At 70.7% G+C, this 12,373-nt stretch carries 10 protein-coding genes; 6 read left to right on the top strand and 4 right to left on the bottom strand.

Annotated elements, in window-relative coordinates; translation table 11 throughout:
- Positions 1-19 precede the first annotated feature (19 nt).
- On the bottom strand, positions 20-1,270 hold the full coding sequence (locus tag ACGFNP_RS00150; protein ID WP_393312996.1) for an FAD-dependent monooxygenase: 1,251 nt from the start codon (positions 1,268-1,270) through the stop codon (positions 20-22).
- Positions 1,271-1,487: 217 nt separating this feature from the next.
- Between ACGFNP_RS00150 and ACGFNP_RS00145 the strand changes: the two genes are divergently transcribed.
- Positions 1,488-1,913, top strand: a complete 426-nt coding sequence (locus tag ACGFNP_RS00145; protein ID WP_358333520.1) for a PPOX class F420-dependent oxidoreductase — start codon at positions 1,488-1,490, stop codon at positions 1,911-1,913.
- Between the two features lie 165 nt (positions 1,914-2,078).
- On the opposite strand, the gene ACGFNP_RS00140 is transcribed toward ACGFNP_RS00145, so the two are convergent.
- Positions 2,079-2,816, bottom strand: coding sequence for an SDR family oxidoreductase (locus tag ACGFNP_RS00140; protein WP_393312993.1), 738 nt, complete (start codon positions 2,814-2,816; stop codon positions 2,079-2,081).
- A 93-nt stretch (positions 2,817-2,909) separates the two neighbouring features.
- On the opposite strand from ACGFNP_RS00140, the gene ACGFNP_RS00135 reads away from it, so the two are divergent.
- The gene (locus ACGFNP_RS00135) at positions 2,910-3,773 is read left to right on the top strand and encodes a LysR family transcriptional regulator (protein ID WP_393312990.1); all 864 of its coding nucleotides are present in this window, start codon (positions 2,910-2,912) and stop codon (positions 3,771-3,773) included.
- A gap of 7 nt (positions 3,774-3,780) precedes the next feature.
- Here the strand turns inward: ACGFNP_RS00135 and ACGFNP_RS00130 are convergent, their stop codons facing one another.
- Together ACGFNP_RS00130 and ACGFNP_RS00125 are read right to left on the bottom strand one after the other, a co-directional pair.
- Positions 3,781-5,439: an FUSC family protein gene (locus tag ACGFNP_RS00130; protein WP_393312987.1), complete on the bottom strand. Its 1,659-nt coding sequence runs from the start codon at positions 5,437-5,439 to the stop codon at positions 3,781-3,783.
- Positions 5,440-5,622: 183 nt separating this feature from the next.
- On the bottom strand, positions 5,623-8,382 hold the full coding sequence (locus ACGFNP_RS00125; protein WP_393312984.1) for an AAA family ATPase: 2,760 nt from the start codon (positions 8,380-8,382) through the stop codon (positions 5,623-5,625).
- A 181-nt stretch (positions 8,383-8,563) separates the two neighbouring features.
- On the opposite strand from ACGFNP_RS00125, the gene ACGFNP_RS00120 reads away from it, so the two are divergent.
- The 4 genes from ACGFNP_RS00120 to ACGFNP_RS00105 all read left to right on the top strand — a co-directional run bounded on the left by ACGFNP_RS00120 (position 8,564) and on the right by ACGFNP_RS00105 (position 12,335).
- Entirely contained in the window at positions 8,564-9,478 is a 915-nt protein-coding gene (locus ACGFNP_RS00120) for an MBL fold metallo-hydrolase (RefSeq protein WP_358333534.1), read from the top strand.
- Between the two features lie 21 nt (positions 9,479-9,499).
- Positions 9,500-11,011 carry a carboxylesterase/lipase family protein gene (locus tag ACGFNP_RS00115; protein WP_393312981.1) on the top strand — a complete coding sequence of 504 codons (1,512 nt, stop codon included), beginning with the start codon at positions 9,500-9,502 and terminating at the stop codon, positions 11,009-11,011.
- Positions 11,008-11,391, top strand: coding sequence for a Rid family detoxifying hydrolase (locus tag ACGFNP_RS00110; RefSeq protein ID WP_358333540.1), 384 nt, complete (start codon positions 11,008-11,010; stop codon positions 11,389-11,391). The genes ACGFNP_RS00115 and ACGFNP_RS00110 overlap by 4 nt, the downstream gene beginning before the upstream one ends.
- Positions 11,392-11,582: 191 nt before the next feature.
- Positions 11,583-12,335, top strand: coding sequence for a hypothetical protein (locus ACGFNP_RS00105; RefSeq protein ID WP_393312977.1), 753 nt, complete (start codon positions 11,583-11,585; stop codon positions 12,333-12,335).
- Positions 12,336-12,373: the final 38 nt, after the last annotated feature.

The following is a 12,373-nucleotide window of genomic DNA, read 5'->3' as shown; positions in this document are numbered from 1 at the left end:
TGCGCTTTTCCAGCCACCACTACCGGGATCCCAGGTCGCCCGCGAGGCCGACCCGGCCTCCTGATGCGGGCGGGTAGTCGTCGACTGTCATCGAGTTGTAGAGGCGTGCGCTCTTGGTCGTGAGGCGCATGAGGGCCCGGCTGGGCCCCGCGGGCAGGGCGGAGAGCAGGCGGGCGCCCTGGGCCAGTCCCCACACGCCCAGGCGGGAGGTGGGGATCAGGGTGTTCGCCGCGCTCAGCGCGACCGCGCGGCTGCCGCGCACGTGCTCCGCCATCGCGCGCTCGTAGGCGGGGAAGGCGCGCTCGTGATCGCCGCCCGCTCGCGCCAGCTCCCCGGCGAGGACGTACGCGCCGACGACGGCCAGGCTGGTGCTGCCGCCGACGGCCGGGCCCGGGCAGTAGCCCGCGTCGCCGACGAGCGTCACCCTCCCGCGCGACCAGGTGTCCATGTGGAGCTGGGTGATCGAGTCGAAGTAGAACGCCGGGGTGCGGTCGAGCTCGTCCAGCCAGCGGTCCACGTCGGCGTGGGCGCCCTCGAACGCACCGCGCAGCAGCTCCTTCTGCCGGGGCACGTCCCGGTGGTGGTAGTCGAGCTCGCGCTCGCTACGGAAGAGGAACAACGCCCGCGCCTCGCCGAGATGCCGCGCGCCGTACATGCCGGCTGTGCGGCCGACGCCGACGTGGATGAGGACTTCGCCGTCGAGGCCGGAGGTGTTGGGCAGGGTCAGCACCCCGAGGTAGGCCCCGATGAAGGCGCTGAGGCGGGACTCGTCGCCGAAGACGAGGTGGCGCACGTTGGAGTGCAGCCCGTCCGCGCCGACGACGAGGTCGAAGCGGCGCGGCGCGGCGTTCTCGAACCGCACCTCGCCGTCGGGCGAGATCGCGGTGATCGAGTCGCCGAAGACATACTCGACGTCGTCACGCGCGGCGTCGTAGTAGATCTCGCTCAGGTCGTCGCGCATGATCTCGACGTGCCGTTCGGAGGCGCCGCTGAAGATCTTGGAGAGGTCCACCCGGACGGGACGCCGTGAGCCCTCCCGGTAGATGGTCATCCGGCTCGTGCCGGTGGCCCGCTCCATGACGCGCGGGAGCACGCCCATCTTCTCCGTGATGTCCACTGCGGGCCGGAACAGGTCGACCGCGTGGCCGCCGGTCTTGCGCAGAGTCGGCGCGCGTTCGACGACGGTGACGGAGAAGCCGTGCCTGGTGAGCCAGTACGCCAGCACCGGACCGGCGACGCTGGCGCCGGAGATGAGAATCCGCATGGTCATGGCCAGAGTGTCACCGCCCTCGCCTGCCGGTGGATTGGACAAATGTCCCTCAGGTCCCGGCGGCCTGTCGACCCGCACACCTGTGGCCGCCGAGGTTAACCTGCGTCTGACCTGGTTGCCGAGGTCGTCGACCACTCCTGTCACCTCGCCCTGGAGACGGTTCCGCGCAACCGCAGTCCCGGATGACCACAGACCAGCCACAGGCAAAGGATCACCGATGCACAAGATGTCGACCGAGGAATGGCACGCTTTCGTCAGCCGCGGGGCGCCCACCGGACGGCTTGCCACCATCGGGGCCGACGGCACCCCGAACATCACCCCCGTCTGGTACATCTTCGACGGCGAGGACTTCCTGTTCACCACGGGCGGCACCACGGCCAAGGCCCGCAACCTGCGACGCAGCCCCCGCGCGGCCCTCTCTGTCGCTGACGACGCCCCGCCCTTCGCCTATGTCGAAGCGCGCGGCCATGTGACGCTCAGCGAGGACCTGGACGAGCTCCTCGACGTCGCCGGCCGGGCCGGCGCCCGCTACATGGGCGCGGACAAGGGCGCGGAATTCGGCAGACGCAATGCCGTCCCCGGCGAACTCGTGGTCCGCCTGCACCCCACCAAGGTCATCGCATACAGCGGCATCACCGACTGACGAACACCCGGGCGCACCCCACCGCGGCCCGGAGCCAGGGGCGACCGCCATCCGTTCCGAGGCCGTGGACGTCGGCGGATCAGTCCGGCAGCCGTCGGTGACGGCGGCGATGGTCCCAGGACCGGGTTTGATGTAGGTGCCGCACGCTGCACGACAGGTTCGGGGTCACCAGGGGATGACGCCGTCGTCCTCGAAGAACGAACCGGTCGGGCCGCCGTCGGGCAGCGTGGCGAGCCGGATCGCCGTGGCCGCGCCCTGCTCAGGAGTGCGGGGTCCATGGAAGCCGGTGAAGTCGGTCGCGACCAGGCCGGGGCAGGCGGCGTTGATCAGGATGTTCGTACCGGCGAAGTGCCGGGCGTACTGCACGGTGACGGCGTTGAGGAACGACTTCGACGGCGCGTAGGCCGCCATGATGGGGCCGATCTCGATGTCCGGGTCCGCCTGCCGGGTCAGGGAGGAGACGGCACTGGAGAGGTTGACGATGCGTGGCGACGCCGAGCGCCGCAGCAGCGGCAGCATCGCGTTGGTCACCCGGATGACACCGATGACGTTGGTCTCCACGACCGTGCGGACCACGTCGAGGTCGAGCGTGGTCGGGTCCTGCACCCACCCCGGCCCCATCTCTCCTGAGATACCGGCGTTGTTGACCAGGACGTCCAGGCGCCCGGTCTGCCGTTCGACCAGTTCCGCGGCATCGGTGACGCTCTGGTCGCCGGTCACGTCCAGCGGCACCCCGAACGCGTCCACCCCGCCGGCGCGCAGCTTCTCAACGGCGGTTTCGCGCCGGGCCTCGTCACGGGCTCCCACACCCACGCGGTACCCGAGGGCGCCCAGCCCGGCCGCGATTTCGTACCCGATTCCCTTGTTCGCGCCGGTCACCAGTGCGATCTTCGTTTCGCTCATGCCGTTGATGTTCGCTCACGGACGAGCGGCGCATCCAACACCGATACGGTGCACTGTCATACCTGGTAGGTATCACTGAAGTAAGGTGTGGCCGTGGACACCTTGGAGACCCGCGAGTTGAGGTACTTCATGGCCGTCGCCGAGGAGCTGCACTTCGGCCGCGCCGCCGAGCGCCTCGGCATGGCCCAGCCGCCGCTGTCGCGGGCGATCCAGCAGCTTGAGCGGCGCCTCGGCGTCTCCCTGCTGAAACGTAACCGCCGCGGTGTCTCCCTGACCGGCGCTGGGGAGGTGCTGCTGCACGAGGGCCGCGCAGCCCTCGACGCGACCACCGCCGCCGCTCGCCGCACCCGTCGCGCCGGTGGCGCTGATAGTCCGGGTGGCCCCCGCAATCGCCTGGTGCTGGCGGTGAAGGCCGCCGCGTCTCACGAGCTGCTGCACAAGCTCCTCGACGCCTACGCGGCCGAGCCCGACGCCGCCGAGATCGAGGTGCTGCCGTGCGGCATTGGTGAGCAGGAAGGGCTGCTGCGCGATGGCCGCGCTGATGTGGCGCTGATGCACAAGCCGTTCAACTCCTTCGCCGGGTTCGACAGCGAGGAACTGATGACCGAGGGGCAGATCGCCGTCCTGCCCGCCAGGCACCCCCTCGCCGCGCGCAAGACTTTGTCCCTGGCCGACGTCAGCGACGTCCCCGATCTTCCGCTCGCCCGCTGGCCCTGCCACGGCACGTACCCACCCGGCCCGGGCCCCGAGGTCCACGACCAGACGCAGCTGGCCCAGCTGATCGCCCTCGGACGCACCGTGGCCGTCATCCCCGACTCCGCCCGCGCCTGGCTATGGGCCGAGCACACCGCCGTCCCCCTGACCGACGCGCCCCCGGTCGTCACCCACATCGCCTGGCCCGCGCACAGCCGCTCCCCCGCCCTCGCGAGGCTGATCCGCACGGCCACCCAGCTATGACCCTCTCTTACCTTCCATCACCCTGATGACACACCGCCGATGTCGATCGGCGCGTACAAGGCTGTGGGGGCAAGAGGCCTTGGCTCGTCCGGCTTCGCGCGTGGAAGGACATGGCTTCCACGCGGTCGAGAACGCGGCGGACCCGGGCGCGCTCGGCGCGGCCGGGATTGAGCGGATGCAGCAGGGGGCGGCAGGCCTTGCGGAAGGCCTCCAGCGCCTGATCAAGATCATGCGCATCGAGTACGGGCTTCGGGACGCCGGCCTGCGGCGCACAGCGCATGAGGTGGTCGAGCACGAGAAGCAGCTCCCTCAGACGCATGTCGGCGGCCGTGCGGACAGTCGTGGGGACGATCAGCACGGCTGCCAGAATCCCGCACCCGGCCCCCAGAACGGTCTCCTGGACGCGAAGGACGAGCAGCTCCGGGGAGAGCGTACGCAGGACTGCGAGCACCATACTGAGCGAGCCGGTGATGAAGAAGGTCACCGCCCAGTAGCTGCCGGATGGGGTGTAGAACATCCCGAAGACGCAGGCGAGGAGAAAGGCCAGGGCCAAGGTCGTGTGCCCGTCGGCCAGGACGGCGAGGCCGTATCCGAACGGCACCCCGGCGATGGTGCCGATCAGCCGCCGGCCGCTCTGCAGCAGGACGTCCCCGGTGTGCTCGGCATTGATGAAGACGACCCATGCCGTGACCACGGCCCAGTACCACAGGTGCGGGGAGACCAGCTGTCCGCCGAGTACGGCGAGTGCGGCCGCGGCGGTCACCTGGAACGCCTGCCGCGTCGTGTGCCGCCACGGGCCTGAAGGCTGAGTCGCCCCAGGACGGAGTGCCACACGGTAACGCTCTGCCAGGTCCCCCGTCTCCGTGTTGGCGGAGGAGGCCGTCGATGCGCGGATCGCGAGTAGCCCGAGGCGCTGCGCGGTCGCGTCCGCATGTGCCGTCCGATCCAGCTCCGCCGTCGTGTCGCGGAGCAGCCCCTCGGGAGCCTCGTACAGGAATTCCTGAAGCAGCAGCGCGGAGGTGTGCAGCCGGTCGAGACGTCGTTCGAGTCTGCCGACGCCGGCTCCCCCGTCCGCGAGTACTTCCGACATGGCCTGCCGCGCATCACGAAGCCGTCTGTCGAACGCCGCCCTCAGGCGCCTCAGGATGCCGTAGGACGTTGTGGGCACCAGACAGAAGCGCGTGACCGCGGCTGCCGCGAAGGCGACGGTCAACGCTCCGGTCAGCTGCGGAAGTTGGTGGGGCTGGATCCTGGCGAACTGCGACAGGAAGTAGGCCATGAAGGCGAAGATCCCGAGGTCCAGGCCCCGTCGTCCGAAACGGCGCGCATAGACCGCGGCGAAGATCAGCAGCAGGAAGGCCAGGTGGGACGCGAAGGGGAAAGGTGCCAGCAGGCCCCCGGCCGTCAGGGCGGCAAGGGTCACAGGAGCACCCGCGAGCAGAGTGCGGAACTGGTTGCGGGGATGCGGGTCGCTGATCGCCAACGAGGTGACCACCGCTGTGAAGCCGCCGGTCAGAAGCACGACAGAGGGCTGGTCCAGTACCGTCAGCGTGGCCAGGGTGAGAGCGAGGCCGAGGATGGCGCGCAGCCCGGCGGTCAGACGCAGCAGCCCCGGGTCGGCTGCGGCGAATCGCTCCCACAGCGACACTGTCTTCGCAGCCACCATGGATTTCCGTTCCTTCGTCGTGGTCGGCCGTCCCCGTCCGGCCACTGGCCTTCACCCTGCTTTCCGCAGAGCTCACAGGAACAACCGGGGCGAAGGGGTCACCTTGCGGGTTACCCAGTCTGGTCCGGTCGGGATGGCGTGCGGTATGCGTCAGGTGACTGCTTCCATGGCCCGGACGTGCCCTTATTCCTGGTGGCCGGCCCCCGAGAGGGTGCCCTCGATGAGGTCGCGCAGCTGGGATCGGGCGGTGATGCCCAGCTTGGGGAAGCTGCGATAGAGATGCGAGCTGACCGTGCGCGGGGAGAGGAAGAGCTTTTCGCCGATCTCACGGTTGGTCAGCCCGCGGGCCGCGAGCCTGATGATCTGCTGCTGTTGCGGGGAGAGTTCGGCGAGCGCGTCGGGGGTCGAGTCCGTGACGTCGAGGCCGGCGGCGCGCGATTCGGCCCGGGCGCGCTCGATCCACGGGCGTGCGCCCAGGCGCCGGAAGGCCTCCAGGGCCTCGGTGAGCGGCCCGCGCGCCTCTGCGATGCGCCGACGGCGCCGTAGCCATTCGGCGAGGTCGAGCAGGGTCTGTGCGCGTTCGAAGGGCCAGTACTCCAGTACCGGATCCGCCAGGGCCGCCCGGAAGTGCGGCTCGGCGGCCTCGGGGTCCGCCAGCAGGCCACGGGCTCGGCTGATCAGCGCACGCAGACGAGGTGAAGCGTTGTCCGCCAGCTCACCTGCCGAACGTTCGACGATCTCGACAGCCTCCTCACGACGGCCGCAGCGCACAGCGGCGGCGGCCAGATCCGCGAGGGCCGGGTAGGAGGCGTGGTAGTGCACGGGCGCGCCGTCCGCCGTGAAGATCATGCGGAGTTGGTCGTACGCGGTCTCGTAGGCGCCTTCCGCGGCTGCCGCGGCACCGAGCGCACGACGGGCATAGACGCGGACCGAGCGGCTCTCCAGCGGATCGATCAGGGTGAGCGCGTCCTCGGCCTGTACGCGGGCCGTCGCCGTGTCACCCTGGAAGGCCAGCACGGTGGCGTCCACGGTGGCCGCGCAGGCCACGGCGTGATCGAGGCCGGCCGCCCGGCCGACCGCGGTGGTACGGGCGCAGGCCTCACGGGCCTGTCCCCACCTCCCCCGTTCCACCTGGGCCCAGGCGACCGCGCCGCCCAGACCCTCCGGCAGCGGTCCCTGCAGCTCCCAGCGGTGGAAGGCCTCGTCGAAGGCGCGGACGGCCTGCGGAGTCTCGTCCAGGAGCCACGCCATGATCCCCACGGTGGTGAGCTGCTCCGGCCGGGCTTCCGCCTCGGCGGCCAACCGCGGGAGCAGGCGGACGAGTCCGGCCCGGTCGTCGAAGGGGTCCGCTACGGCCCTCACCCAGGTGCGCAAGCCTGCGTCCTCGGGAAGGCGCCGCAGGATGTCCTGGACGCGGTGCCGCTGGGTGTCCTCTCCGGAGTAGAAGCCGACCACAGCGGCGCCGGCCAGCAGGTCCAGCGCGATGGCGGGCTGGGAGACCGCCAGCGCCTCGGCGGCGTCGGCCAGCCGGGAGAAGACCACGCTGTGGCGTCCGGTCAGGACCGCCAGCCGTCCGGCCTGCACGGCGGCGGAGGCCAGCAGGGTCGCGTCATCCGTGCGTGCGCGTGCCTGGGCGGCCAGTTCCTCGACCCAGGCGATGTCTCCGGTGAACACGGCCGCTGAAGCGGCTTCGACCAGCAGCCGGGCGCCGTCCGCGCGCCGCGGTGCGAGTTCCGCGGCGCGCTGCAGGGCCTTGGCCGCCGCCGCATGGCCGCCGCGCCGGCGGGCCCGGGCGGCGGTCCGCTCCAGTTCCGCCGACACGGCCGCGTCGGGTCCCGGGCAGGCGGCGGCCAGATGCCAGGCACGCCGGTCCGGTTCGTTCAGCAGCAGCTCGGCGAGCGCCAGGTGAGCCTCGCGCTGGGCGCCCAAGGACGCCGCGTGATAGACGGCGGACCGGACCAGTGGGTGGCGGAACCGGACGTCGCGACCGGTCCGCCGGACCAGTCCGGCCTGCTCGGCGGGTAGCCAGGCCTCGTCCTCGGCGCGCGGCAGCCCGGCTGAGACGGCGATCACGGAGTCGGCGCTGTCCATGGCGGCCAGGAGCAGCAGGGCCCGCGTGGTGGAGGCGGGGAGGCCGTTCAGGCGGGCGGCGAAGATCCGCTCCAGGTGATCGGTGAGCGGGAGCGGACCTGCGGACGGCAGCCCCGTCGCCGCGTCGTGGGCGGTGGCCGCCCTCGTCAGCTCTACCAGTGCCAGCGGATTGCCGCCTGCCTGGTCGAGGATCCGCGTCCTGGTGCGGCCGGTGGGGCTGTCAGGCTGCAGGTCAAGGAGCCGATTGGCGGCGACCTTGTCAAGCGGTCCCAGGGTGAGCGTCGGCAGGTGACGGTCGAATCCCGGCACATGATCACCGCCACGGGCTCCGATCAGCATCGTGACCGGTTCACCTTCCAAACGCCTGGCGGCAAAGGACAGCGCGTCCAGGGAAGCACGATCGAACCACTGCGCGTCGTCCAGCACCACGAGCACGGGATGGTGATCACCCAGAGCCGACAGCAGGCTCAGGACGGCGACCCCGATCAGCATGAGATCGGGTCCCGACGTGGCCGAGCCCACTCCGAAGGCGCCCTGCAGCGCCGCACGCTGCCTGTCCGGCAGCCCGTTCACCTCGACCGGCACCGGCCGCAACAACTGATGCAGTGCGGAGAACGCCAGGCTCGACTCCGACTCGCTTCCCTCGGCACGCAGCACCAGAGCGCCCTCGGCCTCAGCCCGGCGCACCGCGCGATCCAGCAGCGCGCTCTTCCCCGTGCCCAGGTCACCGACCAGCATCAGCACCGAGTCCACCGGGTGGAAGAGGCGTGCCAGTTCCGCGTCCCGGCCGACGATCAGCTCCCCCGGATCCGGTCCCATGACCGCACCGAGGCCGCCTGCGCGCTCGTCCACGGAGTCTCCAGGAATTGTGGCTCTTCGATCGGAGCCGCCTTGCCTTTGCCCACCCAGGCTACAAGCCGCCGAGACCGGCGCCCCGGGCCATGTCCGCAGGTGCAGTCACGTTACGGATACCGCGCGCGCCGGGGTCGCTCGTACGGTTTCAGGGAATCCTTCGCATTCCTAAGGAAGTCTCATGGAACAAATCACGCTCGGCAATGTCACCATCACCCGGGTATGGGAATACTTCGGCCCCGTCGAAATGACGACCGACACCTTCTTCCCCGAAAGCACCAAGGAAGTGTGGAACGACGGCGCCTCCTGGCTGACCCCGCATTTCCTGGATTCCGCGACCAATATCGTGAATTCCGCGATCCAGACCTGGCTGCTGCGCAGCGGGGGCAAGACCATCCTTGTCGACACCGGCGTGGGAAATCACAAGGAGCGCCCGTACGCCCCGGTCTGGAGTCGTTTGGAAACGGATTTCCTGGCCAATCTCGCCCGGGCCGGCGTCCGACCGGAGGACGTCGACATCGTGATCAACACACATCTCCATATCGATCACGTCGGCTGGAACACCTACCTGGACGGCCGGCGTTGGGTGCCCACTTTCCCCAACGCCACCTATCTGATGCCGAAGGACGACTTCGACTTCTGGAATCCCGAGAACGGTCACAAACCGCTGCTCGGCCGCGGCAACCAGAACGTCTTCGAGGACAGCGTGGCCCCGGTGCACCAGGCCGGCCAGACGCTGCTGTGGGAGCACAGCCACCAGATCGACGATGACCTGCGCCTGGATGCGGCTCCCGGACACACCCCCGGCTCCTCCGTGCTGACCCTCACCTCCGGGACGGACCGCGCGGTGTTCGTCGGCGACCTGCTCCACAGCCCCGTGCAGATCCTCGAACCGGACACCAACAGCTGCTTCTGCGAGGACCCCGCGGGCGCCCGCGCCAGCCGCCGCAAGGTTCTTGGCTGGGCGGCCGACAACAACGCACTCCTGATCCCCGCGCACCTCGGCGGCCACGGCGCCGCGGAAGTGGCGCGCGAGGGAGACAAGTTCGCCATCAAGGGCTGGGCTCCCTTCGCCCCGTATACCGAGCAGGGCTGAGGCCCGCGGAGAGGCACCACTGTGAACCACCACCCCGACCCCATCGTGACCACGGCGCAGGGGGCCGTCCGCGGCCTGCGCCAGGGCGACACCGCCGCTTTCCGCAACCTCCCCTACGCCGCCCTGCCCCGCGGCGCCGACCGGTTCGCGCCGCCCCGGCCGCACGAGCCGTGGGACGGCGTACGGGACGCCACCGTGCCGGGGCCCAACGCGCCGCAGTCCGAGCGCAGGCTCGGCAGCGTGGACATGTCCCCCTACTTCGGCACCGGCTGGAGCCGTGGGGAGGACTACCTCACCGTGAACGTCTGGACGCCCGCCGCCGACGGCGGCGACCTGCCCGTCATGGTGTTCGTCCACGGCGGCGGATTCGTCGCCGGATCGACGCGGTCCTCGATGTACGACGGCTCCGCCTTCGCCCGCGACGGCGTCGTCCTCGTGACCCTCAACTACCGGCTCGGTATCGCCGGGTTCCTCGACATCCCCGGCGCGCCCGCCAACCGCGGCCTGCTCGACGTCGTCGCCGCACTGCGCTGGGTGCGGGAGAACATCGCCGCCTTCGGCGGTGACCCGCACAACGTCACCCTCTTCGGCCAGTCGGCCGGGGCGACCATCGTCGGCGGCGTCCTCGCCACCACCGAAGCCGCGGGCCTCTTCCGCCGGGCGATCGTCCAAAGCGGCAGCGGCCTGGGGGCGTTCACCACCGAGCAGGCCGCCCGCGTCACCAAGGCGGCAGCCGAGGCCCTGGGCATCGAGCCCCACGTGGACGCCTTCGCGGGCATCTCCGACGACCGCCTGGTCGAGGCCGCCTCCCGGCTCGGGGGTATCGACCTGCGGACCGAGAGCCACGGCGACCCGCTGATCGGGCTCAGCCCTTTCAGCCTCGTCCTCGACACGCAGCCCGCCGAATCCGTCGCCGCCGGCCTCGGCAACGACGTGGACCTGCTCATCGGGACCAACACCGAAGAGGGAAACCTCTACTTGGTCCCCGTGGACAAGTACTCCACCTCGACTGCCGGGGACGTCGACGACGCGGCGGCGCGCTCGCACCCGGATCCGGCGCGACTCGTCGAGACGTACCGGAAGGCACGCCCCGAGGCGTCCTTCGGCGAGCTGCGCTCCGCCATCATGGGCGACGCGCTGTTCGGCGCGGGCAGTTGGGCCCTGGCCGGCGCGCATGCCGCCCACCCCGAGTCGGCCACCTACGCCTACGAGTTCGCCTGGCGCTCCCATGCCCTGGACGGAGAGCTCGGCGCCACCCACGCGGTCGAGCTGCCCTTCGTCTTCGATCTCGCGAATCTCCCCCAGCTGCACGGATCCGCCGCCCTGCTCGGCCCCGACCAGCCGCCCGCGGATCTCGCCGCCCGCATGCACGAGACCTGGGTCCGGTTCGCCAGGACCGGCAATCCCGGCTGGGACTCCTACGACGACGAGCGCCGGGCCACGATGCGCATCGACACGGAGTGGACCCAGGTCGAGGATCCCCGCAGCCAGGAACGACAGGCCTGGAGCAGACCCGTTAAGGACACACCATGACCAGGACCGTCATCACCACCGAGAACGCACCCGCCCTGGCAGCCCCGCTGTCCCAAGGCATCCGCAAGGGCCCCGTCCTGCAGGTCTCCGGGCAGCTCCCGCTCGATCCGGACACGGGCGAGGTCGTCGGCACCACGGTCGCCGAGCAGACCGCGCAGACCCTGCGCAACGTCACCGCCGTACTCAAGGCGGGCGGCGCAGGCTTGGAGGACGTCGTGATGTTCCGCGTCTATCTCACCGATCCCGCCCACCTGGCCGAGATGAACGAGGCGTACGCGGCGGCCGTCGGTGAGCCCTTCCCCGCCCGCACCACCGTCTACATGCGGCTTCCGCCGAGGCTGCTCGTGGAGGTCGACGCCCTGGCAGTGCTGGACGACTGACCAGGATGGCCGGCCGTCTGACGAGGGCGCGCACCAGCCTGAGGGTTCCGCCGGCGGAACTGCTGGACGCCCTGTGCGCACTGGCGGGACGACCGGCACCCTCCTCCGGGCCTCGTCTCGTACGCCGTGTCTATGGGCAGGTGCTCCAAGCGGTGGGGTCGTTGCCGTTGGGGGTGCTGCAGCCAGGCGATGTGAGCGCGGCCACGGACGTGCGCGCGGGCTTCTTGACCGCGGAAGTCCCGGCCCCGTCGGACACGGCCGCACTCTGCATCCGGCGCACGGTCGACGACCTGGGATCGGCCGACCTGTGGGAGCTGGCGCGCAGCACCGCCATGACCTGCGACGATCTCATGTGGGGTGCTGCCGCGACCCTGGCGGAGGGACGTCTCGTGAACGGCGACCTTCTGGACGAACTCGCCGCGCGCATCCTCGCGGAGGAGATCGCCGAACGGGCCCCGTGCCACTGGGGCCGTCACCACGCCGATGCGGTACGTGCCGCGTTGTACCGGAGTCTGGCCGACCTCGCGGATGCCCTTCTGGAGGTGTCGGAGTCGACTCCGACACCCCTGGACTGGACTGTCGACGACAACGGCGAGAGGTACGCCACCGCGGTGATCGACGGGATGGCATACGGCGTACTGGTCCAGGTGGCGGAGAACGCGCCCTCGGCCGCCGAGCCCGTCTGGTTCCACCCCTCGCTCCCCGCCGCACGCACCGCCTGGCAGTGGCGGATCGTGAGCGGTCCGGGCGACCGTGCTTCCCACGGCTGTGGGCATTGGGAAGCGGCCCGACATTGGGAAGCAGCCCGACACTGGGAAGCGGCCCGACATTGGGAAGCAGCCCGACGCTGGGAAGCGGCCCGGCCCTTCCCCTCCGCGCTGGCGGCATGGCACGCCGCCGAGTGCGCGATCACCGCACTCGCCGCCGGGAGATGTGGCCTGTGAGCGGCGTCGGCACGTGGACCCGCACCGCGAGCGCTTCC

The sequence above is a fragment of the Nonomuraea sp. NPDC049269 genome (genome assembly GCF_043197155.1).
Lineage (GTDB): Bacteria > Actinomycetota > Actinomycetes > Streptosporangiales > Streptosporangiaceae > Nonomuraea.
This window is presented reverse-complemented; position numbering and strand designations above follow the sequence as displayed.